Below are 26,006 nucleotides of genomic sequence, written 5' to 3'. Positions count from 1 at the left end.
GTTACCCAACATTTGAAAAAAAATCGAACTTCAAACAAAAATAAAGTATGAAATTAAAGAAAATCGCTTTTAGCATCTTGTGTCTGATTTGTATTAATCTCACTTTTTCACAAGAAAAAACAGAAAAACCAATTAAGCTGAAAGGTGTTTTAATGGAAAATGATTATCACAATAATATTACGTGGATTAAATCAAAACCTGTTCCATTAGTTTCAAAAGATTTTTCTGTAAGCGCAACCAACGTTACTCATATGCAAATCTATTTCGGAATGTATATGCAAGACAGCGTTCAGAAAATTACACCAATTCGACTTGTGAATAAATACAAAGACAGCGATTGGATTTTCTTCGACAAAATCAGTTACCTTTTTGGAACTCGGAAAGAAGTTCGTGCTGGAAAAGGAAAAACATTTAAAATTGAGAATCTCGAAACTGACCGAAATGTGAATCGTGGAGTTTCGGAAAAATCTGATATTGCTGTTGACGACAATGTTAAAGAATTAATTAGATACATAATCGAAAATGAAACTGGATTAAATATTCGATATACTGACTCTGATAAAAGCCAATATGTGGAATTAAACGTGCCAAAAGGAACTAAAAGATTACAAAAGAATTTTAAAGCATTAATTGATGCTTACAGTTTAATGAACGAAAAATTTTCATTAAACAAACCGTTTTGAAATTAAAAAATCGAACTAATTAAATTAAGCGGAAAATAAAAACGTTGGGTAACACCGTGTATAATTAATTGCTTGGTTCTTGCCTACTTGCGAAAATTCCTGCGGAATTTTCACGGGTTCGTGAAAGTTTACTAAATTAGTTGCTTAACCACGCAACTAACCATACACAAAACCGTTGTGCGTAAGCTGAAAAAACCAATGAACATTAAAGATAAAGCACTAAATTTCCAATACCAATACAGCCGAATTTTTGCTTCCGGCCTGAATAGGAAAAAGTTTGTGTGCTTACCGAAAAGTAATAGCTTGTTTGCGTCAAATAATTCCAGAAACACATTTATTGCACTCGGATTTACATTGTTTTCTTGTGGACTATTTTTTTCTGGATTTATAGAATGGTTTACAAACGGAACTGAAATCACAACGGTATTTATACTTGTATTTTTTGTAGCTCATCCAATTGTTGCGACTATCGGATTACGACAATTTTTGTGGCTGATTAATGGACGACAAGAATTACGAATTGAAAATGGAAAAATGACATTAATTAAAAAAGGAACTTTTCTAACTAACACACACACTTTTGAATTGGAACACGTGGAAAACGTTCGAAATGAAATACACGAAAACTCATTATCGACTTATGACAAAACATTGCGGAATATCGCTCTAAATAGGAAATTGCTTTTTAGTCACATAATGGGAGAAATAATATTTGACTATAAAGGGAAAAAGATAAAATTATTTAATGAATTGACCGAAAATCAAAAAGTGGAATTAATAACTGAAATCAATAATCTGAAAGAAAAGCCTACGCACAACACCGTGTATAATTAATTGCTGTATTATTCTCTACTTGCGAATATTCCTGCGGAATATTCACGGGTTCGTAAAAGTTTACTAATTTAGTTGCTAACCACGCAACTAACCATACACAAAACCGTTGTGATTAATATTGCCGACTTTCGGTCATCCACCAAACATTGTAGCTTTCTTCGAGGTCTTTTAAGTTTCTAAAAATGATGTGATTTGAAAATCGACGTAGGAAGATTTTTAAAGCGCCAAACTGTTCGATTGAAATCGTTGAGAGCGCGCTCTCAGAACGTTTGAAAACGTTAAACAGTTTGTCTGAAGTTATTGAAAAAAAATGAGAAAGTCAAGTTTATTGTATTATTTAACATTAACAAATACCTGATTGACAGTTCCTTACATTAATGTTTTTTTCAATAACTCATCATTTTCAGAAATTTAAATAATAAGGATTCGAAGAAAGCTTTTATTTTAAAACAAGCCATATATCGGTATATAACCAATTTTAAAACAAAACAAGGTTTGGTGGCTGGCTCTTTATGTAGCGTCGTCAAGACTACGTATTTTAAATTTTTTGTAGATAACTAAATCTAAACCTATAATAAAGATCCTGGAAAGCTATAAACGAAATAGAAAAGAAAAATACTAAACACAACAGCGTATATAAATAATAGCTAAGTCATTGGTCTCATTTATTTTTCGTTACTTTATAAACAGATATACAATCCGAATAGCAGTTGAATATTTAAGGCTACTATTCATATACGTACACCGTTGTGGTTAATTTTGACCAAACCAAGAGCCAGTTAACTAAGTGAAAAGCATAGTTGACTCATTAACGATTTGAAAACAAAATGACCAGACTTAAATTTGAATTATTAACCTTAAACCAACAACGGAATGAAAAAAAACTTTAAAAATTACCTCAAACATGGAATCCTACTCTTTGGGATTTTAATGTTATGTCTCACATGCCAAAAAGATGATTCAGTTACTGTAGATGAAATCGCTACTGAACTTAAATTCAATCTCAAAGTTATTAATAAAGCTGAAGTCAATGAAAACAAAGGAGTAAATGCTATTATAGAAGCATTTCCCAAAGTGGACGAAATATCTGATAGTAGTACAAACTTGCAAGGCAGGTCTACTTATATAGAAGCATACGATTTTTATGTAGATGATGAAACTGTTAACTATGTAACTTACGGTACTTATGACTCTTATACTTTTGCTATACACAGAGATGAAGATAATGGTTTGGTGGAAAATTTAGTATTAAGCAAACAAGTAAATGGTTCTTATAAAGCTTCAATTGTCAGATATGATTTATCTGAAGCAGAAAAAGAAGACGTAAAAGCAGGTAATATACCTTTAGATATGGCGCAAAAAACGTCTATGAATACTTTAATGAGTAGAGAATCTACAGATGAAGAACCGTGTTACGTAGCTCAGACTATTACCGTAATTAGCCCTAGAGCTTTTGGTGCAAGCCATACTATAAATATACAAGCCGAAGTACCCTGTCCTGATGATAATTCTAATGGCGATTTTTGGGATGACGATGGTGATACCTCTGGAGGTGGTGGCTCTGGTGGCATAGGTTCTGATCCTTTTGGTGGATTATTAGGTGGAGGTAATGGTATTGGAGACGGAACTGGTAATCCAAACCAAACGGATCCAAATGACCCAGACACTACTGATCCAGACGACACCCAAGATTGTCTAGAACTTGATGCTGAGGGTAATTGTATGGATGATGCTACTGCGATTTTAATAACGGAAAATAATAGTACTGGCGCAGACGACCCATGTTTCCAGCTTAAAAGATTGACCTCGCCACCTGCTTACAGTGAAACAAATCCATATACTCAAAGCAGTAGCCCATATAATACAGACGGTAAGAACACAAAACCACGCTTAGCACTTATTAATATTGATAATGAGTTAAGTAGCAATTGGGAGCATGGTTTTGGGTTTTATAATAGAGGTAATTATCCTAAACATGGCCCTTATGCGCAACACATACCATCAAAAAATCAGAAAAATGTAATTTTTCCGCAACAACCCTACCAATATGGTACTGTACATACACACCCAATTAATGATGTTGCAATTCCTATGTTTTCCGCAGAAGATCTATATTCGCTTCTAAGTGTAAGAAACTACTATACCAATAATAGCTTACAAGAATACAATACAGCTGGTGACAACCTTTTTGTAACAGCATTGGTGGTTAAACAAAACGGCGTAACACATACGTATGCTATAAAGATTGAAGATATTAGCAAATTGCAAAGCTTGCAGGCACTTTGGGATGACAGTAAAGACTCAAACAACGATGGTATAGATGAATGGAAGGATTTTTCAGATAAAATTGATGGTATGTATTCAGAAGGCGCAGATAATATAAATAGCGAAGGCGCTGTATATCAAAAAATATTTTTAGAAATAGTAAGAGATTTAGATCTTGGTATAGGGCTTTACGAAATGGAAGCTACAGGAGATCAACCTCCTTTACCTTTAGAAAAATGGAAAAAATTAACACTTAATACTAATAATCAAGTTGCAGCAACACCTTGCAACTAAAAAACATACATTATGAAGAATATATTAATTGCTGTAATATTAATGACATCTTTTGCCTGTAAAGCACAATCTCCTATTGTACCCTTAGATACTTATATACATAATACACCAGAAGAAGGTTATATTAAAGACTTGGATAACGAACTCGATAAGTTTGTTGGCACTTGGAAATTCACAAGCGGTTTAACCTCGTTAACAATTGAACTTCAAAAATTAGAACTATTTTATAATGGTAAATATTATCAAGATTTATTAATAGGTGAGTATAAATATATAGAAAACGGTATTGAAATTGTTAATTATTTACCTCTATTAGATGAAGACAGCGGCATTATTGCACAAGGTCATACGATAAATGGACGACAAATTATTCCAAAAGACAGATATGTTAGTTGTGATGATTGTAGTGATAATGAAAGACGGCTAAGGTTAAGTTTTCATGATTCAGAAAGATTATATTTATCTACTTCAGTAGTGCTACGTTATCTTTTAGATGAGACCAACCCAGAAAAAATGACAGCAACAATATATATAGGTCATGGTGGTATGAAACCTACTGAGGATTCTCCTGAGGTTCTAAGAGTACCATTTGGAGAATATACAATGGTAAAACAATAAAACTAACCACAACAATGTATATAAGAAATAGCAGTTAAGAGCTAAATCAAAAATTTTGTTCTTTTCTGCTTTTTTGTGTTAAATCCGAAAAACTACTGCATTTTAATCTGCTACTTCTCATATACGGAAACGTTAGCAAAAATATAAAACCAACTATGGGAATCTTCGACTTTCTTAAACCAAAGAAAAATGGTATTGATATTAATACATTCAATTCAAAGCAATATCAAACAGAAATTACAGCATTAGCACAAACACTTTACTTTGAAAACGACCACAACTATAAGATAGTAAAAGCGAAACTGGGTAAGCAAGGGTTAGATGATAATCAATCTAATGTAATCATTGAAAACCTTAAGAAGATTAACTCAAAAATGGTTAATGAATTTCAAGCCGATTTAGATTCTGGAAAAATATCCGAAATTAAAATTCAACCAAACCCTGAACACAAAAAAGGAAATGTTGACAAAGACCAAGTAGATAAATATATTGGATTTGGCGCTTATCAAATGGAAAGAGGAGATTTAGACAACGCTCTTGAACTTTTTAACAAAGCAATTGAACTCGATGATAAAGCTACTTTAGCATACGCTAATAAGGGAACATTATTTGCTAAAAAAAGGAGACAACATAAAATCTGTTGAGTTTTACAACAAGGCATTAGAATTTGAGCCAAATCACATTCAAATTCTTGAAAATAAAATGAACAGTATGTATGAAATTATGGCAACTGTAGGAGAAGAAAAATTTATTGATTCTGTTAAAGATGTTTTAAATGCAGACAAAAAAAGCCCAAATGCTCTTATTTATATCATCCAATATCATATAAAGCAAAATGACAGAGAGTTAGCATTAAAAAATTTAAAACACCTTTTTTCAGATTACTATTCTGAACAAATAGCGATACAATTACTACTACAAATATTTAATTCTATTACGGACAAAGAGAAAGCATTTATCGAATTTGACAAATTAGAAAGCGGACTTTCAAATGACGCGAAATATCAAATGAATTATTGCAAAGCTTTATATTTAAAAGGTATTAGAAATTTTGAAGAAGCGATTGAATTATTTAAAAGCCTTAATAAACAACAAGAATTTTCTTGGAATTATTATCAAATTGGAATTATAAAAAATATTCAAAATAAGACCGATGAAAGTATCGAATATTTAAAAAAGACATTTGAACTGGAAAAAGACTTAAAGCAAGATGCTAAACGATATTCAGAACTACAAAATCTTTGGAGTAATCCAGAATTTATTAAAATAACGGAATAAATACTTTTGCTAACACCGTGTATAATTAATTGCTTTTTTCTTCTCTACTTGCGAATATTCCTGCGGAATATTCTCAGGTTCGTAAAAGTTTACTAATTTAGTTGCCAAGCCACGCAACTAAGCATACACAAACACGTTAACTACAAGCTGATTCCAAATCAACATTTTTCTAAAATTTAAACATCAAACTAACAACTTTGGATTGATTACTCGGATGAATAATGCAAACTCAAAAGCATTACGGAGTAAACTCAACTTGACTAAATAACCAAGATAATTTAGATTTAAAAAATTAAAGAAAGTTAACCAACTTACAACTAACTCTACTCTGCTTGAATTAAAACAACTAAGATAATTTAAGATAAAAAAAAGACTAATATAGAAACCAAATATCAACTCACTCTACTCTATTTGACAATTAAAACAACTAAGATAAATTGAGATTAAAAAGATTGACATTGTAAACCTAGATTGAAAAGCAAACGTTTATCATTGCGGCTGAACTACACGCGGAAAAACCAATCTGTACTAATCTGGATTCACTAAACGGAGTAATACGCTTAAACTCTTGCGAGAATTTAAGTTCCAAAATGAATTTAAAGGAAAATATAAAAATTTGAACGCTGCCTAAATAGAAAAAAGCCAGTAGTTAACAACGTGTATAATTAATTGCTTTTTTTAGATTACGTGCGAAAATTCCGCTGGAATTTTCTCGGGTTCGGTCAATTTTTGCTAAATTAGTTGCCAAACCACGCAACTAACCATACACAATCACGTTGTGATTAATATTGCCGACTTTCGGTCATCCACCAAACATTGTAGCTTTCTTCGAGGTCTTTTAAGTTTCTAAAAATGATGTGATTTGAAAATCGACGTAGGAAGATTTTTAAAGCGCCAAACTGTTCGATTGAAATCGTTGAGAGCGCGCTCTCAGAACGTTTGAAAACGTTAAACAGTTTGTCTGAAGTTATTGAAAAAAAATTTTATTGTATTATTTAACATTAACAAATACCTGATTGACAGTTCCTTACATTAATGTTTTTTTTCAATAACTCATCATTTTCAGAAATTTAAATAATAAGGATTCGAAGAAAGCTTTTATTTTAAAACAAGCCATATATCGGTATATAACCAATTTTAAAACAAAACAAGGTTTGGTGGCTGGCTCTTTATGTAGCGTCGTCAAGACTACGTATTTTAAATTTTTTGTAGATAACTAAATCTAAACCTATAATAAAGATCCTGGAAAGCTATAAACGAAATAGAAAAGAAAAATACTAAACACAACAGCGTATATAAATAATAGCTAAGTCATTGGTCTCATTTATTTTTCGTTACTTTATAAACAGATATACAATCCGAATAGCAGTTGAATATTTAAGGCTACTATTCATATACGTACACCGTTGTAAGCAAGCTGAGCAACTAACGAACCAAATAACATTTAATAAATGCTAATAATTCAAAACATTATAATCCCTTTAGTTTCAGCTTTAATTGGAGGGTTATTTTCCGTTTGGATTTTTGACAAAGGATTAAATAAGAAAAAACAGGAAGAAAAAGAGAAAAGAATTCAAAATAACTTTGAAACAGAAGAGTATTTCTTTTATAATTTAGAATCAATTTTATATTTTATAGATTGTCAAGTAGATGCTATATCCCAAGCTTCTAAAAAAACCAAAAATTGGTATCATAAAAATTTGACTTTAGCTATATACTCTGAATTAAAAATGACCGAATTAAGAGAAATAAATTTTAAAACGTTATTTCAAATTTTAGTAATTGATAGAGACGGCAATAATAATGAAAAAATGCAGGATTTTATTAATATCAAAAACTGCCTACATAATATAGAGGACTTCGTTGAAAAACAAAAGGAAGATAACAAAGGACCATATGCTGAATTAATTAAATATTCAGATATTTGGAATAACAATTTAAAAAATTTAACTCAATTATATAATCATTACATTCTTTCAAAACCTAATAAAAACGATAATCTGATTCCTATTTTAAAAAAGTATATTATAATTGAACAACGTAAAATTATAGCAAATAAAGATGAACAAAATATGGAATTATTTTATCAGACAATTATTTTTCCATTAATGAATGAACTAACTACTATTAAGAACTCTGAAGACCAAAGAATTTTACCAATATTAAATAGTTTAATGGAATGTAGAGATAGCTATGAACAAACACGCGAAATAAGGTATCATAGAAGAAAAAATATAATAGAATCTGGAAGACGACTATTAAAGATAAAGCAACTATTGAGTGAAAGTCTGAACTCAATTAAGAGTAGAAAAAAAAGAATTGAATAAAAAGCCTGCTTACAACACCGTGTATAATTAATTGCTAGGTTCTTCCCTACTTACGAAAATTCTGAATTAAATTCTCTCAATGCTTTTATAGAAAACGAATTGGAAACCAAACTATTTTTTGCAAAATATCCAAATCTTGAAATAATAGAATTTTCTCAACTCAAAGAAAAAAAAGGTAATTACTGTAAATATTTTAATTTCGACCTAAATATACATAATATACAATCTGGAAAAAGTATTATAGTAATTGAAAACGGAAATTTATTGCCAATATATATAAACAATAATGAAGCTAATAACCAATCATTATGGAAATATTATTACTTCTACGATTTGAATGTGGAATTTGAATTTGAGTATGATTCTAAAGGAGAATTTAAACAATTGTCAGTATATGACGTAAACCTGATTTGCGATAGTGATAATACTAGTATTTATCCTGATGACGTAGGTATTGGATTAAATGATTTCAATTTTAATTGGAAAGGAATGGAATATTATAAAAACTCTGAACCAATTATTCCGGATGGAGAAATAACTACACACAACACCGTGTATAATTAATTGCTTTGGTCGTTGCCTATTTGGAAAATTCCTTCGGAATTTTCTCGCGTTCGTTTTTGTTTACTAAATTAGTTGCTTAAACACGCAACTAACCATACACAAAACCGTTGGCAACAATTTGGAAGTGATTCGTATTTGATGTATATTTACACCAAAACATAAAGTTATGTCAAGACAAAGTATATCATTTACCGAACCGAACGACGAATGGCTGAAAGCGCAAGTGAATAAAAATGAATATTCAAGTAAAAGCGAATTAGTAAACGATTTAATTAGACAAGCCAGAAAACAGCAAATTCAAATTGATTGGGTTAGAGCCAAACTGGATAAAGCTGAAAAAAGCGGATTTACGAGTGACAATAAAAACGAAATTTTAGCTCAATCAAAGTCCTTATTGAATGGCTAAATACAGATTAAGTAACGAAGCTAAAAACGATTTAATACGAATTCACCATTACGGAGTTGAAAAATTCGGAATGACTCAAGCGGATAAATATTTTGAATCATTTTTTGAATATTTTGACATTATTTCCCAAAGACCTTATTCTTTTGAATCGGCTGAATATATAAAAAAAGATTATAGACGTTGTGTTTGTGGAGCTGACAGTATCTATTTTAAAGTTAATGAAGATATTATAGATATAATGGCAATTGTTGGAAGACAGGACTTGAATGAAATACTATAACGGAATAATAAAAACTGTTGCCAACACCGTGTATAATTAATTGCTAGGTTCTTGCCTACTTGCGAAAATTCCTGCGGAATTTTCACGGGTTCGTAAATGTTTATTAACTTAGTTGCTGAACCACGCAACTAACCATACACAATCACGTTGCCAGTAATGTAAACTCAACCGCAATATGATAGACAAATTTTTGAAAGCTAAACATTGGCAACTATTTATTTTAATGTTTGGAGTTCCAATTATATTTCAGATTATAATAATGACTTCAATGTTTTCCAATATTGACTCAAATGGAAATCCAGAGCCAGCTACAATGTTTAATTCATTCAAATTATTTCCTATAATTATGTTTATTTATATGGGATTTTTCTTTGGTTGGTTTTGGTCAATTGGAATTGGATTACAGAAATATATTCCTAATGAAATACAATTAAAATTAAAGAAATTCAAAATATTCTTTTTCATCCCTTTAATTTATATAACATTTTTTTTAACCTTAATTGGAACAACTATTTATGGAATTTCTTCTGGAGATAGAACTGTTGGTGGAATAATTGGAAAAATGATGTTCTTTATTTTACCCTTGCATTTATTCTCTATGTTCTGTATGTTTTACCAATTATACTTCGCTTCCAAAACAATAAAAACGGCTGAATTGAAACGAGAAGTAACTCTGAATGATTATATGGGCGATTTTTTTATGATTTGGTTTTTTCCGATTGGTATTTGGTTTATACAACCGAGAATAAATAAGATTGTGGAGGAATAAAACACTACTGGCAACACCGTGTATAATTAATTGCTTGGTTCTTGCCTACTTGCGAATATTCCTGCGGAATATTCACGGGTTCGTAAAAGTTTGCTAACTTAGTTGCTTAACCACGCAACTAACCATACACAATCACGTTGGCAAACATTTTGGGGAAACGACTAGAATAATGAAATTTAGAATAGACAACGATTACAAAGTAAATATTTTTGGAAAACAACTTAATAGCCTTCAACATATGGGTATTTTATTTGGATATGTGTTTTTCCTAATGATTCCTTGGCCATTAATTAGCAACTCATATTTATTTATTCCATTAGCTATTGCCATACTACCTATTATACTTCCAGAATTTATTTATTCTGAAATCTATAGTGGAATAAAAATGTATAGAATATTAATGTATGGAGGTTATGTTATTGCAACATTCATTTATACTCATTTTTTCCTAGATTCTTCTTTTTTTGTTAGCATTATACATTTCATTGTTTATGCCACTTTTGGATATATTTATAGTAAAAAAATAAGCAAATAAATGGAAACAATAGCAACAATATTTGGCATATTATCATTTTTATTCATTGCAATTCCTGTAGTTGGAATTGTATTATTATTAAGATATGTTATAAAAAAATCTCGTTCGGAACAACCAACTCATGTTCTTACTAAAGAAAAAAAAGAATTGATTTTAAAAGCTCGTTCTAAAAAAAAGAACTTGATTAAATGGCAATCTGATGATGTAGAAAAAATATCAAATAATTTAGATTTTAATTTTAGTAAAGGTTTTACAAGAAAATTTAATGGATACATTAAAACTTTAGACAATGAACGTATTATTTCATTTAGAAAAATAGATAGAGGTGCTTTTAATTTAACCTCAAGAATACTCGCTGTGACAAGTGATTACGAAATTTATTATGACCAATTAGATAATGAGATTTTAATCGAGTTTAATGGCTCTTATATAGGTAAAATTGTTAACAATACTAATTTGATAGATGACACAAACCAAAATATTGGTTCATTTAATCGAAATAATAGCACATCAGATTTTTATGTCGTGCAACTCAATAATGAAAAACTTGCATATGTAGTTAAAAACTCTGACAGAAGAACATTTGTTAGAAATCCATTTCACGACTTTCATCCCGAAAGCTCAATTCAAAAAGATACAGTTTGGGAAAGAGATGTAAAATATTCAAACTTAATGAAGTTATACAGAAAACCCAATGAAAAGGAATATAATTGGATACTTGCTATTGTAATTTATGAGGCTATCTATTATGGAATTGATTTTACTCAATAATTTAAAAATAAAAAAAACGATTTGCCAACACCGTGTATAATTAATTGCTGCATTGAGCTTACTTGCGAATATTCCTGCGGAATATTCGCGGGTTCGTAAAAGTTTACTAATTTAGTTGCTTAACCACGCAACTAACCATACACAACAACGTTAGCTTTAATGCAGGAGCAAGTTTGCGGAAATAAAAAAAGTATAATTTTATGATTCTATTTTTTTAACTTTAGGCAGAGTAATTTAGAAAAACTGTATTATGGAATTTTAAAAATTTACGCAAACTCACTCAAAACCTGACTGAATTACTGTACGGAATTTGATAAAAATGAGGAATCGTAAACTGTAAATGAATAAAAATACGCTGGACTTCTACTCTGCTGAATAAAAAATATAATCGGAATATTAGCAAGTTTTCGGAATTAAAGCACAAAATAGAAATAAATAAAATATGGATAACCTACTTAATGATTTCTCAGTTGGACTTTTTATATGGCAAGCTTTAGTTCTTATATCAATTGGACTTTGGATTTATTGTTTGATTGATATTTTAAAGAATAAGTTCGTTCAAAATGACAAGCTAATTTGGATTTTAGTAGTCATATTTATCCCATTTATAGGTTCATTATTGTACTTATTCATTGGAAAAAATAAGAAAATGAAATTAGATTGATATAAAGCACTAAAAGCTAACACCGTGTATAATTAATTGCTTTGTTCTTCTCTACTTGCGAATATTCCTGCGGAATATTCACGGGTTCGTAAATGTTTGCTAACTTAGTCGCTTAACCACGCAACTAACCATACACAAGACCGTTATGTGCAAGCTGAAGAAACATCGATGAAACTACAAAATACAGTCATTTTAACCATATTACTTCTCATTACAAGTTGCGGAATGAAAAGTAAAAAAGGACTTACTGAAAACTACGATAAAAATAAAACTGGAATAATTGAATTAAAGGAATATTTCACCCAAATTGTTCCCGAAAAATTTTTAGTACGAATAAGATATAACTCATCTGACAATATTGATTTATTTGTTTACCAACCAATCGAGAATTCAGAAAAACGTGAATTACTTTTCCAACAATGGGACTTAGATATTGACGATTATGAACCTGAATACCCACGAAGTGATTATGATAAAAAATATCACGGAAAAACTAACTCGCTCGATATTGTAAAAGAAAAATTAAATTGGACTGACAAAACGCTTGCCGAATTATATAATAAATTGGATAACGTAAACTGTATGGGAATTTCCAACCGAAACCCAATCGAAATAGAATACGGATTTAAGGGAATGGGAGTGTTTAGTTATTTAGTTTTTGATGAAAATCTGAATTTGGAAATGCAAGAAAAATATTCTGACGATTGCTCTAAAATGTTTTATAAGGACAATGTAGTTCTTTCCTATGGAAGTGGAGCAATTGGAAGTTTTTGTACGCCCGAATTTAAACGAAAAAAATAAAGCCAGCACATAACACCGTGTATAATTAATTGCTTTGTTCTTCCCTACTTGCGAATATTCCTGCGGAATATTCACGGGTTCGTAAAAGTTTGCTAACTTAGTTGCTGAACCACGCAACTAACCATACACAATCACGTTAGGCACAATATGACAAAACCGACAAACTAAATGGCAATATTTGACTTATTTTCTAAAAGACAAAAAAGATTGAGAGGAGAATTTCCTGAAATCTACACTTATGATAGTATACCTGAACATTTGAGAGTTCAAATCGTTCACATAATAAAAGATGCTATTGGAGTTGTGAAACATGGACATAAAAATGAACCTGAAGAAGCATATGAATTCATTCACCAAACTCTTTGTCGTGAGTACGGAATCTTTAGTTTAGGAGACAGATATTCAAAAAATGATGAAGACCATGTTTTAAACTTCCTTTTATCCACTAAAGATACTGAAAGGGTAATTGACGTAATTGAACTTTCATTTAAATTTATAGATAGAATTATAAAACCATCATATGATGAATACGCGTGGAATACAGAAGTTAAAATAAAACCAGACGAAGCAATTGAAGAATTAAATGAAAGGTTCAAAGAACATGGAATTGGTTATTCATTTGACGGAAGTGAAATTATAAGAGTCGATTCAACTTACGCACATGCTGAAATCACTAAGCCAACAATTTCCTTATTATGGAACACTAAATTTGATGGAGCTAATGAGGAATATTTAAAAGCACATGAACATTATAGGCATGGAAGAAACAAAGAGTGTTTAACAGAGTGTCTGAAAGCTCTTGAAAGCACAATGAAAATAATTTGCTCTGAAAAAGGATGGAATTATAAACAAACTGACACAGCAAAAACTTTAATTCAAATTTGTTTTCAAAATCAATTAGTACCGACTTTTACCCAAAATCAATTTACCTCTTTAAAGAGTTTGCTTGAAAGTGGAATTCCTACAATTAGGAATAAATTAGGAGGACATGGACAAGGCCAAACACCGCAGATAGTAGATGATGAAATGACTCGCTATGGTTTGAATTTAACTGGAACAAATATTATTTTTTTAATTGAACAAAGCGGAATAAAATAAATACTGTGCCTAACACCGTATAAAAATAATTGCGGTTTAGTGCTTAATCAAAGGTCGTTGCGTGTTTGTAACGTCTGAATTTCCTTCGGAAATTCCTCGCATACAAACCCGCAACTATTCTTATACATAAACGTTGGCAGTAATATCCGTCACGAATAAAATATAGTTTTCAACAGATTGTTTATAATTTTATTTATTGTACTTTTGCAGAGTGGAAAAAATGTCTTACATAAAATTATCTGAAAACCAAATAGATAAAGTTGGGAATTCAATTGTTTACCTTTCTGAAAAAATTGGTGAACTATCAAAAACCAAAGCTTTAAAGCTAATCTATATTTTAGATGAATTATCAATTAAAAAAAGTGGAATACCTTTCTTTAATCTAAAGTACAAAGTTTGGAAATTCGGTCCAGTTTCAGAAGAAATATTCATTGATTTATCTTCGGAGACAACACTTCTTAAAAATTACATAGAAAGAACTTCGGAAGATGGAGTTACTGTAATTAAACCAATTGTAGGTTTTAATGACGATGAATTTTCTGATAATGATATTGATTTGTTAGATTTTGTCATTGAAAAATTCGGTGATAAAACTGCAAAGGATTTAATTTATTACACTCATCGTAAAAATTCACCTTGGCATAATACAGCTAAAGAAAATTCTGTTTTAGAATTATTAGAAAAAGAAATAATCAATAATACAGAGTTATTAATTGATATGGGTTCTTTAATAAACCACGATGAAAGAAAAAAAATAGTTTACGGTGACTTTATAGAGGCAAACTAAAATGTTTAAAGAAGGAACTATAATCTACTTTGACCCTTTTTATTTTAAAAATGGAAATACGGCAAAACCAAAATATTTCGTTGTTTTAAAAAATCAAGCTGACCAAAATATATTAGCATCACTACCAACAAGAACAGATTCAATTCCCCAAAAAGAAGAGATTGATAATGGATGTATTGAGCTTCCTTCTATAAATCTTAACTGCTTTGTTATTTCTGATGATATAGAAGTAACTGAATGTGGTAAAACTTTTGATTTTAAAACTCATATATATGGACATCAAATAGATGTTTATGAAATTGAATCCCTAAAAGAGATTTATCCTCTTGAGAACACGGATTATGAAATATGGGGAAAAATGAAAGACGAACTTTTCCTTTCACTAATTGAATGCTTGAAAAACTCTAAGTCAGTAAAAAGAAAATACCGAAAAATATTAGAGAATTAAATACTACTGCCAACACCGTGTATAATTAATTGCTGTGTTCTTCACTACTTGCGAATATTCCTGCGGAATATTCACGGGTTCGTAAAAGTTTGCTAACTTAGTTGCTTAACCACGCAACTAACCATACACAAACACGTTAGCTGTAATAACTCACAGAACTCACGAACTAAATAAAACATTATGACTGAAAAAGAAATCAAAAAAATTAAATCTCAGAAAAATGCTGCTATAATATTAATTATTGTTCCAATCATTATGTTAATATCATATCTGGGAAAGACTAATTTTAATGAATATGGTCTAAATAACTATATTATTTGCGGAGCACTAGTAGTTTTGATGATTTGTGGTGCAGTAGGTTTAAAGAATAGTTTACGAAAACAAAAAAATATAATATTTAAATAAGCTCATTAAAAGTTTATTGTAGTCTTAATTTTTTCGACTAAAAGGTACTAGTTTAGCTGACTAGAATAACGCTGGATATTCTCACTCAACTCTCGGATTTCATTTAATCGGAATTTTATGCTCGAAATCTGAATATAATTGTGCTGGATTTTTTAGCTGGTTTGCGCAATTGGAATTGTAAATACAAATAATAAATTTATCACTCGAAATCTGACTTCAGCTCTTTTTTCTAAAACGGAACTAAAACTGAAAATGGAATTTTAAACGTACAAAATCACTCAAATAAAGAAAAAAGAAATCAATTACTACAGCTAACACCGTGTATAATTAATTGCTAGGTTCTAGCCTACTTGCGAAAATTCCTGCGGAATTTTCACGGGTTCGTTAAAGTTTACTAACTTAGTTGCTTAACCACGCAACTAAGCATACACAAACACGTTGTCAGTAATTTAACCAAACTATGAGTAAAGCTTTTCTGAGAATATTATTTTTTGTTGTTCCCCTTCTGATTTTAGGATGTAAAGTTGATAAAGAAAAGACAATAGTAGGTTCAAAATCGAATAACTGCGAAAGTCCAACTGATGCAATTGTAAAATTCAATACAGTAAAAGAAAGTGATGTTTCTGAAAGTATTTTGAAATATACTAAAAGTCAATCTATTGAATTTAGTAATTTAGAGGAAAAAGAAATTTCCGATTGGATTAATAATAATGTATTCAGCGAAAAGAGAGGTTACTCTGGAATTAAAGAATGGAATATTAATGATAATGACATTTGCTTTACACAAAATACAAGAATTGAATCTGCTTCAGATTCAACTCAAGTTTCCGAAGTTGATATCAAAATATGCAATTCCATTTTGACTGAAGATGTTTCTGCTGGAAATTATTGGGAATTTGAATCAGAAAATTTTGAAATCAACTTAAGCTACTGCTTCGATTCAATAGAATTTATTAAACCAGTTGGGTATTATGAAATTGTCGATAACAATGGAAAATTGGAACGTTCATTAACAACAGACTTAAGAAAATATACCTGTTTAGTAAATATTAACTTGACCTTTCTCGATAAAAGAAGCAATACAGAATTTAACAAATTGATATTATCTGATAATGGATTTTTATATACTGATTTTAGAAACTGGAAATAAAAAACTACAGACAACACCGTGTATAATTAATTGCTTTGTTCTTCCCTACTTGCGAAAATTCCTGCGGAATTTTCACGGGTTCGTAAAAGTTTGCTAAATTAGTTGCTGAACCACGCAACTAATCATACACAAACACGTTGCCCACAATATGAGAAAAACGATATTCACAACATTAATCTTAATGATTTTCCAAATTGGAATTTCACAAGAAATAGCTGAATCTGATTTAATCGGAGAATGGACATTTATAGAATTGCAAGATGAGAACGGAGAAAAACAAACGAAAATTCCTCTGACAAGATTCGGTCGAGATATGGGAATAGAAAAAGTAAATCGTGACAGTTATATTTTTAATGATGATGGAACTTATAAAAGTTTCAATCCTTTGAACATTTCATATGGAACTTGGTTTTTGGACAAAGAAACGAATGAATTAAATCTTGAATTACGGATCGAACCTGAAAGCCCTTATTTACCCTCTCTTAAAAAAGCTGGAATTGTAACCAAAAGAGAAGACGGGTTTTATTACCAAAAAGCAGTTAAAAAAAGAATTCTAATATTCGGAACTGACTCAATGACGATTGCGGATAGAGAAGAATACGTTTTGATTTATAATCGGAAATAAAAATAGTGAGCAACATCTTGTATAATTAATTGCTTGAGTTTGTAAAAACTAATTAGAAAATGAAAAATTTCCTATTAAAAAAAATCTCTGTTCTATTTGTGTTTTCAGTTCTATTAATCCTGATGTGTTTTTTGATAATGGTTTTTGATTTCAGAGCAGTCAATGACCCATTTGGATATGGTTTTATAGCAATGGCAGTGGGAATAGGAATTGGACTTTTCGGAATATTAATTGACTTTCTACTTTCGTTATTTATTAAAAATAAAATAATACTCAACACATCGGAATTAATATTGGTAAGTCTATTTTTATATACAGTATGGCCGAAATAAATACTGTGGGCAACACCGTGTATAATTAATTGCTTGGTCACTGCCGACTTACGAACATTCCTGCGGAATATTCTATCTGTGATTTATTTACTAAATTAGTTGCTTAAACACGCAACTAACCATACACAATCACGTTAGCAAAAATATAAAAAGACCTATGGGATTATTCGACTTTCTTAGAAAAAAGAATACAGGAATTGAACTTTCTAAATTTAACTCACAACAATTTCAGACTGAATGCTGTGCTTTGGCATTATGGAAGCTTAAAGAAAACAACTATAATCTTGATATTGCTATTAAAGAACTAAGGAAAATTGGATTGAGTAATGAGCAAGCTGATGCTATTTTACAAAAAGTTAATAAGCATACCCAAAAAGAGACAGAATTAAAGCTAGAAAATACAGAGTTTGGTATTTCTGACGAAGCACTAGAAAAAATATTGAATGGTGTAGCTACCAAAGAACAAATCAAAAGCACATTAGACAAATTATTTTCTTTCGCTACTTACCAAGGCAAAAATGGGAAATCAAAAAATGCAATAGACTTATTTAATAAATGTATCCTAATCAATCCACATTTTATTGGTGCATACGTAAACTTAAGTGCTCTATATTACGACATGGATAATTATGAAGAATCCCTTAAAATTATAAATAAAGCAATCAAATTAGACCCTTCAAATAAAGTCTTATATCAAAACAAAGCAATCACTTGTAATACTATTGAGAATCACAATGAAGAAAAAAAATGTTATGAAAAGATTGTCGAAATAGACATTAATGATATTGATGCTTTATTTGCTTTGTCACAATGCCAAGTAATTGATAATGAATTTGAACCTGCTTTAAAATCTTTAAATAAAGTAATCAACTTAGCACCAAACAAGGAAGAATTACACGGACCTCAGTTAAGTAAAATAGGTGTACTTTTAGAATTAGGATTCGAAAAAGAAGCAATGGAATTGTATCATAAAATGATTGAACGATTTCCAGATGACCCATCAATTCACAGCATAATCCCAAATCTTTATTACTTTAAAAATAAAAAACATCTGGCTTTTGATTTTTTCGATTCAAGATATAAACAAACAAAAGATATCCAGTATCTAAAACATAAAGCAGATTTTTTATTTCATAGAGACAAAGAAAAAGCACTCGAATCTTATGAGCAATATTTGAAATTTATACCTAATGATTCTAACGCCTTGGAATGCAGAATAGCTTTAATGTCAGAATTGAAAAAAAAAGTTGACGTAAAGTCTGAGGCAAACAAAATATTAGACATTGACCCAAACAATATTAATGCGCTACATAATAAGGTTAGAGAATTATTTCTAGAAAACAGCTTTCAAGAAGCTTTTGAGATTGCTGAAAGAATCTATTCTTTAGATAAGAATAACATGAACTCTATCAGTCTTTTAATTCAAGTAGGCGAAAAATTTAAAAGTGAAAAAGAAATAATTGAGTTATTAGAAAAATTAAAAACAGAAAACCAACAAGAAAAATACAACATTGAATATCAAAAAGGTTTGTATTACAAATCAATTGGTCAAGATGAAAAAGCTATTTCTGTTTTTAATTCACAAAACCTAGAATATGATTTTGCTTGGAACTACTATCAAATAGCAATAATTAAAAACAATCAAAAAAAAACAAATGAGTGTTTAGATTATTTAGAAAAAGCTATTCAAAGAGATTTAAATATCAAACAAGACGCAAGACATTATCAAGAATTAAAAAACTTATTTGACAATCCCGAATTTAAAAAGATAACTGAATGAAATACTTTTGCTAACACCGTGTATAATTAATTGCTTGGTTCTTCTCTACTTGCGAATATTCCTGCGGAATATTCACGGGTTCGTAAAAGTTTGCTAATTTAGTTGCCAAACCACGCAACTAACCATACACAATCACGTTGTGATTAATATTGCCGACTTTCGGTCATCCACCAAACATTGTAGCTTTCTTCGAGGTCTTTTAAGTTTCTAAAAATGATGTGATTTGAAAATCGACGTAGGAAGATTTTTAAAGCGCCAAACTGTTCGATTGAAATCGTTGAGAGCGCGCTCTCAGAACGTTTGAAAACGTTAAACAGTTTGTCTGAAGTTATTGAAAAAAAATGAGAAAGTCAAGTTTATTGTATTATTTAACATTAACAAATACCTGATTGACAGTTCCTTACATTAATGTTTTTTTCAATAACTCATCATTTTCAGAAATTTAAATAATAAGGATTCGAAGAAAGCTTTTATTTTAAAACAAGCCATATATCGGTATATAACCAATTTTAAAACAAAACAAGGTTTGGTGGCTGGCTCTTTATGTAGCGTCGTCAAGACTACGTATTTTAAATTTTTTGTAGATAACTAAATCTAAACCTATAATAAAGATCCTGGAAAGCTATAAACGAAATAGAAAAGAAAAATACTAAACACAACAGCGTATATAAATAATAGCTAAGTCATTGGTCTCATTTATTTTTCGTTACTTTATAAACAGATATACAATCCGAATAGCAGTTGAATATTTAAGGCTACTATTCATATACGTACACCGTTACCTGCCATTTGAAAATCACTCTGTAGAAGATAATAGTTGAATGAAAACAATAAATAACATATTACTTTTAGTCGTTTTACTTATACTAATAAGTTGTAAAACAGAATTAAAACCTGACTTACAATTTGTTTACTCAATTGACAAACAAGGCGTTTTTATTAATTCATTAAAAGAAAATACTAACAAACAAATTTATAGCTCAAATAAAGTATTTTTAAATAGTTATTTCAGTTTTATAGATGACAGTATTATACAAGTTGGGCACCAAAGTCGATTAAAAAGTGAGGAAAAAGAGCGTAAAGTATATTCTAAATATTTTCATAAAGTAGATGGAGACAGTACATTCATTACAAATAATCCGCCATACACAACAACAGACAGATATGATTTTTTAACTGACAGTATTTTATATATTAACATTAGAAAAGGCTCAAGTTATTTAAAAAGAACTTTGGACTATGAACACTACGAACATTCGGAATTGAAAATAAAAACAACAGAATTTAATGAGAAAGGGAAAGTCATCTCACAAAAAGACACATCTTTTGCTTGCGGAGGAACATCTAGCTCTTCGAAAGGAATACGATTCTGTGATTTTAAAAGATATTACGAAAAAAGCGAAACCATATTAGGCAAGACAATTATTTCAAAACGTGGAGACTTGATTTTACAAGATAAGAACTCTGAATCTGTTTTATTAAAGTTTGACGGACACTTTGACCCAAAATTTGGTAGTGGTTTTTATAATCCAACTTTATCAAGTGATGGTAAGAAGGTGTCATTCCAATATTTAGCTGGATTTTTAAACAGCGGTTCCTGTATTTATGAGATGGACATGGTAACTCAAACCAAAACCAAATTAATCGGAGAAGGTTTTTTTAACCCAATCTATTCACCTGATAACAAATTTCTATTGCTGTTTTCTGATAGTAGAAAAGCAAAAAATAACACTTGGATAAAAGACATATATATTTTAGACATAGAAACTAAAACAAAAACTAAAGTTGGAGAAGGAGAAAACTATATGTGGATTCCGAATAAATAAAAACGGCAGGTAACACCGTGTATAATTAATTGCTTCATTGAGCCTACTTGCGAATATTCCTGCGGAATATTCACGGGTTCGTAAATGTTTGCTAACTTAGTCGCTTAACCACGCAACTAACCATACACAACAACGTTGTGCATAATTTAACAAAAATGAAAAAACATCAAATAATTACAATTTTATTATTATTTTTTGTTTTTTCCTGCAAAGATAAACCTGAAAAAACTCAATTATCAGAGCAACTTGAAAACCTTGAACCCAAAATCAACTTGAATGAATTGGAAACTGATTTTATGAAATGGTGGACTTACCACTCAAATAACATTTCTTTATCTTTAAATTTTACAAGTTTAAACGAAAGGTCAGATACGATTGAAAAAAAGCAATTTTTGGAGAAACTAATTACTTCCAAATTTATACCTGTAAAATTAAAGTCAAATGAAGGGTTTGAAACATATAAACTTTTCAAGCTTGATTCCTCTGCTAATAAAAGTATTGGAAGTACAATAAAAAATGAATCCTTGACAAAACTTAAACATTACAAGATGGAAGGATTGCCCTTTTCTGAATTTGACTTTACTGACCTGAATGGTAATCTCTACACTAACGAAAACACAAAAGGAAAAACTATAATCCTGAAAACTTGGTTTATTAACTGCAAAGCTTGTGTCGCTGAATTCCCTGAACTAAATGAATTGGTCGAAAAACACAAAAAAAGGAATGACATAATCTTTGTGAGTTTAGCATTAGACACTAAATCTGAATTGGAAAACTTCTTACATAAAAAAGATTTTGAATATAAGGTCGTTCCTAATCAAAGAGATTTTATTAAAAAAAAATTAAATTTACAAATCTATCCAACACACATAATAGTGGATAGAAATGGAATAATTTTAAAAGTGGTAAATAAGGCTTCAGAAATGATTGAGTTTTTAGAGAATGAAAAGAAATTGACTGAAAACATTTTACCGCCACCGCCACCGATGTAAAAAAAACTATGCACAACACCGTGTATAATTAATTGCTAGGTTCTTGCCTACTTGCGAATATTCCTGCGGAATATTCACGGGTTCGTAAAAGTTTGCTAACTTAGTTGCTAAACCACGCAACTAACCATACACAAAACCGTTACCTGTAATGCCGAAAAACCATGAAAACTGAATGAACATCTTACTGAAATTAAAACATTGGCAAATTTTTTTAATTTGGATTTTAGGAGCTATTCAATTGGCGATTTTTATGAAATCTGACTTTTGGTTTATATCATTTGCTATTTACTTCGGACTTTTTTTTCTCTGGATTTATTCCATTGGTAAAATTCTGAATAAAAACAATCCTGAATTAATTAAACGTATGAATATTTGGTGGATTTTATATGCGCTTTCCTTAATTCCTTTTGCATTAGACTTCCGAGATATGGTAACGGAATCTTACGACCGAATTGACTCGTGGATTATAGCTCTGACTGGAATTATTGGATTTATATCAATTGCGAAAATTGTAATTTATTCGGCTAAAACAATGAAAAAAGCTGAATTGCACAAAGATTATAAAACAAAGGATTTAGTTTCGGAAATATTTTTCATCTGGTTTTTCATCATTGGAATTTGGATTTTACAACCACGACTGAATAAAATAATGGCTGATAAACAAAGCACTACAGGTAACACCGTGTATAATTAATTGCTAGGTTCTTGCCTACTTGCGAATATTCCTGCGGAATATTCACGGGTTCGTAAAAGTTTGCTAACTTAGTTGCTTAACCACGCAACTAACCATACACAACAACGTTGGCAATAATAATGAGACAAACTTTTAGCATATTAATAATCGTTCTGATTTCAATCAATGGATTTGCTCAATGCGATGATATTGAAAAATTGGAATTAGGCGGAACTTATTCTTCTAGAACTCGAAACTATATTCCTTTTGAAATAAAGCATAAAGATAAAATAGAAAAAGAAGACACTTTTTATCCATACGACATAAAGCATATTGAAAAATATTCTGATTTTATTCTGCTTAAAGCCAAAGAGTATATTGTTGAACGCTCTAATATTGACTTTTATAATAAATTAGAAATGGGACAATTTCAGGTAAATTACCCAAAATCTGTAAAAGCAAAATATGGCAAAGAAAAATTATACAAATTATCGAATTACAAAGTAACCTATTGGATTCTTCATACTTATCGGAATAACGGTTTTGAATATGCATTTGGATTGGAATTCGACAAAGATGGAAAAATGATTTCTGAAAACGAATTCCCTGATTTCTCACTCAATCCTGAATTTGAAAAACTGAACGAACCTTGCCTTGCGCTAAACAAAGTCAAATCTGATGAGAGATTTAAGGACAAGAAAATCGAATTTATTGAATTGGCGTATCTTGACGAGATTAATTCATTTTGTTGGTTAATTAAAGAAAAGACAGACCAACCAAAGGAATTAGGCTTAAATCATTACAAAATTGAATTATTTTATGTCAATGCCAACACAAATAAAATAGAGCTAATTAAAGAACAAAATGGAACCATAATAGCTTGTGGATTTGAAAAACCGAAATTTGTAAAAAATAAAGATTGAACAAAATTACTATTGCCAACACCGTGTATAATTAATTGCTTGGTTCTAGCCTACTTGCGAAAATTCCTGCGGAATTTTCACGGGTTCGTTAAAGTTTGCTAACTTAGTTGCTTAACCACGCAACTAACCATACACAAACACGTTGGCATTCATTGAGCAGAACCGTTAAAAATGACAATTATGAGTAATTTAAAAGACATTAAATCGGAAATTGAAAAATATGCAAATGACTCAAATCTGACTGAATTACTAATCGTTGAGAAACTGAAAAAACATTACTTTGACAAAAAAGTAAACGAGAATTTAAAACTGTATAAGAAAGGTAAGAAAAAAGTGAGCGAAATAACAAAAGACCTGAAAATCTCGCCACGAAAATTTTATGCGATTTTAGAAAAAAAAAAAATAGAACATAAGAAATATAAAAAAGAGTAAATTAAAACAAAACGTTTAACTTTTAGCTCGTTTGCGGAATCTGAAACTGAATTAAAAAATATATTATGAATAGAATAAGAATAATTGGTTTAATAATGTTAATAATCGGAATTGTTTTGCAGTTTTCATTTGAAAATGATGGAACTGATTTTCTTACTGGATTATTAGTAGGAGGAGGAATTGGATTGCTAATAACTGGACGAATTAAATCTAAAAAAAAATCTCATTCTGACGTTTAGAATGTTTAAGAAATTGGAATTAAAAAAGTTTACGGAATAAATAGTTGACCGAATTTACTCAAACGCTAGAAAAACATTAAACTAAATAAAAAAACAACGAAATGCCAACACCGTGTATAATTAATGGCTAGTTCGAGCTTGCTTACGAAAATCCTCGCGGATTTTCTATTCGGTTTTTATTTGCTAAATTAGGTGCTTAAACACGCCACTAATCATACACAAACACGTTAGCAGCAAGCAGTCACGTTTTGCTAACAGCTTTCTTAATCCAAGAGTTCTTTATTTTTTGAGTCGATAAAATTCTTAATTGAATAATCTGACTAGATAAGTATTACGGAATAGCAACGCTGGATTAACTACTCAGATGGATAAGCCGAATTGACTTAGAGTGCGGAACAACAACGTTGGATTGATTACTCAGATGAATAAGCAGAACTGATAAGAATTACGGAAAAACAACGCAGGATTATAGAAACCATTAAAAATTAGAATTTACCAGATCCATAAAGAAAACCATCAACTGACTCTACTCTACTTTAATTTTACAACTTTACGGCCGATCTGAACGCGAAAAAACCAATCTGAACGTAATTGGACACTGAAAACGGAATTATGCACTAAAATCAATCTTAGAGTTGTTTAAAGAAACAGCGTAAAATTAAAAGCCGGCTGCTAACACCGTGTATAATTAATTGCTTTTGAGAGCTTACTTGCGAAAATTCCTGCGGAATTTTCTCTGGTCCGTAAAAGTTTGCTAAATTAGCTACCAAACCACGCAACTAACCATACACAAACTCGTTGTGGGCAATGTAAACAAACCTACGAACAGTCATTACAAACCCCAGACAGAACACAATTTGCATTTTGAACTTCATAGCCATTGGGAAATGAATATTCAACAGGAACTTGCAGGCATTCAATCGTATCACACAATAAACACCGAAAATGAAAATGATGCTGAATAACCTCTTGTGGATTTTCACATTTTTTACAAACCGCAAAATATTGTTTACCGTCTTCTGCAACAATTTTATGTACGACATCATCATCACAAAATCTATTTAAAACCCTATATATAGTTGCCCTATTTATTTTAATATTAATTTGTCTTTCAATAGCATCCTGACTTAAAGCCTTTGTTGAATTTGAGAGCAAATCGAGTATAGCTTCTTTTGTAGGTGTATTCCTTCGATTCATATTTTATTGC

At 30.3% G+C, this 26,006-nt stretch carries 29 protein-coding genes; 28 read left to right on the top strand and 1 reads right to left on the bottom strand.

Annotated elements, in window-relative coordinates; genetic code table 11:
- Nucleotides 1-47 precede the first annotated feature (47 nt).
- From H0I32_RS16565 to H0I32_RS16430, 28 genes are all read left to right on the top strand, one after another.
- Nucleotides 48-683, top strand: coding sequence for a hypothetical protein (locus H0I32_RS16565; RefSeq protein ID WP_179314764.1), 636 nt, complete (start codon nucleotides 48-50; stop codon nucleotides 681-683).
- A 198-nt stretch (nucleotides 684-881) separates the two neighbouring features.
- Entirely contained in the window at nucleotides 882-1,517 is a 636-nt protein-coding gene (locus tag H0I32_RS16560) for a hypothetical protein (RefSeq protein ID WP_179314765.1), read from the top strand.
- A gap of 873 nt (nucleotides 1,518-2,390) precedes the next feature.
- Entirely contained in the window at nucleotides 2,391-4,076 is a 1,686-nt protein-coding gene (locus H0I32_RS16555; RefSeq protein ID WP_173589663.1) for a hypothetical protein, read from the top strand.
- 12 nt (nucleotides 4,077-4,088) lie between these two features.
- The gene (locus H0I32_RS16550; RefSeq protein WP_179314865.1) at nucleotides 4,089-4,694 is read left to right on the top strand and encodes a DUF6705 family protein; all 606 of its coding nucleotides are present in this window, start codon (nucleotides 4,089-4,091) and stop codon (nucleotides 4,692-4,694) included.
- A gap of 155 nt (nucleotides 4,695-4,849) precedes the next feature.
- Nucleotides 4,850-5,338, top strand: a complete 489-nt coding sequence (locus tag H0I32_RS16545; RefSeq protein WP_179314864.1) for a hypothetical protein — start codon at nucleotides 4,850-4,852, stop codon at nucleotides 5,336-5,338.
- Nucleotides 5,304-5,972 (top strand): tetratricopeptide repeat protein, encoded by a 669-nt coding sequence (locus H0I32_RS16540; RefSeq protein ID WP_179314863.1) that lies wholly within the window; start codon nucleotides 5,304-5,306, stop codon nucleotides 5,970-5,972. The genes H0I32_RS16545 and H0I32_RS16540 overlap by 35 nt, the downstream gene beginning before the upstream one ends.
- A 1,451-nt stretch (nucleotides 5,973-7,423) precedes the next feature.
- Complete coding sequence (locus H0I32_RS16535) at nucleotides 7,424-8,299, top strand: hypothetical protein (protein ID WP_179314800.1); 876 nt, start codon at nucleotides 7,424-7,426, stop codon at nucleotides 8,297-8,299.
- Nucleotides 8,300-8,398: 99 nt separating this feature from the next.
- Nucleotides 8,399-8,863, top strand: coding sequence for a hypothetical protein (locus H0I32_RS16530; protein ID WP_179314799.1), 465 nt, complete (start codon nucleotides 8,399-8,401; stop codon nucleotides 8,861-8,863).
- A 166-nt stretch (nucleotides 8,864-9,029) separates the two neighbouring features.
- Entirely contained in the window at nucleotides 9,030-9,269 is a 240-nt protein-coding gene (locus H0I32_RS16525; RefSeq protein ID WP_042507096.1) for a type II toxin-antitoxin system ParD family antitoxin, read from the top strand.
- Complete coding sequence (locus H0I32_RS16520; RefSeq protein WP_179314798.1) at nucleotides 9,262-9,549, top strand: type II toxin-antitoxin system RelE/ParE family toxin; 288 nt, start codon at nucleotides 9,262-9,264, stop codon at nucleotides 9,547-9,549. The genes H0I32_RS16525 and H0I32_RS16520 overlap by 8 nt, the downstream gene beginning before the upstream one ends.
- 175 nt (nucleotides 9,550-9,724) lie before the next feature.
- Nucleotides 9,725-10,318, top strand: a complete 594-nt coding sequence (locus H0I32_RS16515; protein WP_179314797.1) for a hypothetical protein — start codon at nucleotides 9,725-9,727, stop codon at nucleotides 10,316-10,318.
- A gap of 169 nt (nucleotides 10,319-10,487) precedes the next feature.
- On the top strand, nucleotides 10,488-10,853 hold the full coding sequence (locus H0I32_RS16510; RefSeq protein ID WP_179314796.1) for a hypothetical protein: 366 nt from the start codon (nucleotides 10,488-10,490) through the stop codon (nucleotides 10,851-10,853).
- The gene (locus tag H0I32_RS16505) at nucleotides 10,854-11,624 is read left to right on the top strand and encodes a hypothetical protein (RefSeq protein WP_179314795.1); all 771 of its coding nucleotides are present in this window, start codon (nucleotides 10,854-10,856) and stop codon (nucleotides 11,622-11,624) included.
- 442 nt (nucleotides 11,625-12,066) lie between these two features.
- On the top strand, nucleotides 12,067-12,288 hold the full coding sequence (locus tag H0I32_RS16500; protein ID WP_179314794.1) for a PLDc N-terminal domain-containing protein: 222 nt from the start codon (nucleotides 12,067-12,069) through the stop codon (nucleotides 12,286-12,288).
- 225 nt (nucleotides 12,289-12,513) lie between these two features.
- On the top strand, nucleotides 12,514-13,089 hold the full coding sequence (locus tag H0I32_RS16495) for a hypothetical protein (protein WP_218747098.1): 576 nt from the start codon (nucleotides 12,514-12,516) through the stop codon (nucleotides 13,087-13,089).
- Nucleotides 13,090-13,257: 168 nt separating this feature from the next.
- Entirely contained in the window at nucleotides 13,258-14,187 is a 930-nt protein-coding gene (locus H0I32_RS16490; RefSeq protein ID WP_179314792.1) for an STM4504/CBY_0614 family protein, read from the top strand.
- Nucleotides 14,188-14,407: 220 nt separating this feature from the next.
- Nucleotides 14,408-14,974 carry a Panacea domain-containing protein gene (locus H0I32_RS16485; protein ID WP_218841367.1) on the top strand — a complete coding sequence of 189 codons (567 nt, stop codon included), beginning with the start codon at nucleotides 14,408-14,410 and terminating at the stop codon, nucleotides 14,972-14,974.
- Between the two features lies 1 nt (nucleotide 14,975).
- Complete coding sequence (locus H0I32_RS16480; RefSeq protein ID WP_179314790.1) at nucleotides 14,976-15,422, top strand: hypothetical protein; 447 nt, start codon at nucleotides 14,976-14,978, stop codon at nucleotides 15,420-15,422.
- 180 nt (nucleotides 15,423-15,602) lie between these two features.
- Nucleotides 15,603-15,827 carry a hypothetical protein gene (locus H0I32_RS16475; RefSeq protein ID WP_179314935.1) on the top strand — a complete coding sequence of 75 codons (225 nt, stop codon included), beginning with the start codon at nucleotides 15,603-15,605 and terminating at the stop codon, nucleotides 15,825-15,827.
- Nucleotides 15,828-16,287: 460 nt separating this feature from the next.
- Nucleotides 16,288-16,977, top strand: coding sequence for a hypothetical protein (locus H0I32_RS16470; protein ID WP_179314886.1), 690 nt, complete (start codon nucleotides 16,288-16,290; stop codon nucleotides 16,975-16,977).
- A 181-nt stretch (nucleotides 16,978-17,158) separates the two neighbouring features.
- Nucleotides 17,159-17,602, top strand: coding sequence for a hypothetical protein (locus tag H0I32_RS16465; RefSeq protein WP_218747097.1), 444 nt, complete (start codon nucleotides 17,159-17,161; stop codon nucleotides 17,600-17,602).
- 489 nt (nucleotides 17,603-18,091) lie between these two features.
- Nucleotides 18,092-19,714 (top strand): tetratricopeptide repeat protein, encoded by a 1,623-nt coding sequence (locus H0I32_RS16460; protein ID WP_179314888.1) that lies wholly within the window; start codon nucleotides 18,092-18,094, stop codon nucleotides 19,712-19,714.
- An 821-nt stretch (nucleotides 19,715-20,535) separates the two neighbouring features.
- A complete protein-coding gene (locus H0I32_RS16455; RefSeq protein WP_179314789.1) occupies nucleotides 20,536-21,540 on the top strand; it encodes a hypothetical protein in 1,005 nt (334 codons plus the stop codon).
- A 155-nt stretch (nucleotides 21,541-21,695) separates the two neighbouring features.
- Nucleotides 21,696-22,532, top strand: a complete 837-nt coding sequence (locus tag H0I32_RS16450) for a TlpA family protein disulfide reductase (protein ID WP_179314788.1) — start codon at nucleotides 21,696-21,698, stop codon at nucleotides 22,530-22,532.
- Between the two features lie 172 nt (nucleotides 22,533-22,704).
- Nucleotides 22,705-23,226 carry a hypothetical protein gene (locus H0I32_RS16445; protein WP_179314787.1) on the top strand — a complete coding sequence of 174 codons (522 nt, stop codon included), beginning with the start codon at nucleotides 22,705-22,707 and terminating at the stop codon, nucleotides 23,224-23,226.
- A 119-nt stretch (nucleotides 23,227-23,345) separates the two neighbouring features.
- Nucleotides 23,346-24,128 carry a hypothetical protein gene (locus H0I32_RS16440; protein WP_179314786.1) on the top strand — a complete coding sequence of 261 codons (783 nt, stop codon included), beginning with the start codon at nucleotides 23,346-23,348 and terminating at the stop codon, nucleotides 24,126-24,128.
- A gap of 180 nt (nucleotides 24,129-24,308) precedes the next feature.
- Complete coding sequence (locus tag H0I32_RS16435) at nucleotides 24,309-24,560, top strand: hypothetical protein (protein WP_179314785.1); 252 nt, start codon at nucleotides 24,309-24,311, stop codon at nucleotides 24,558-24,560.
- Nucleotides 24,561-24,625: 65 nt separating this feature from the next.
- Nucleotides 24,626-24,799 carry a hypothetical protein gene (locus H0I32_RS16430; protein WP_179314784.1) on the top strand — a complete coding sequence of 58 codons (174 nt, stop codon included), beginning with the start codon at nucleotides 24,626-24,628 and terminating at the stop codon, nucleotides 24,797-24,799.
- Between the two features lie 819 nt (nucleotides 24,800-25,618).
- On the opposite strand, the gene H0I32_RS16425 is transcribed toward H0I32_RS16430, so the two are convergent.
- Nucleotides 25,619-25,996 (bottom strand): Fur family transcriptional regulator, encoded by a 378-nt coding sequence (locus H0I32_RS16425; RefSeq protein ID WP_173589718.1) that lies wholly within the window; start codon nucleotides 25,994-25,996, stop codon nucleotides 25,619-25,621.
- Nucleotides 25,997-26,006: the final 10 nt, after the last annotated feature.

Source organism: Winogradskyella sp. HaHa_3_26 (genome assembly GCF_019278425.1).
GTDB lineage: Bacteria > Bacteroidota > Bacteroidia > Flavobacteriales > Flavobacteriaceae > Winogradskyella > Winogradskyella undariae.
The sequence above is the reverse complement of the archived record's forward strand: the minus strand, read 5'-3'. Positions and strand labels throughout refer to the sequence as shown.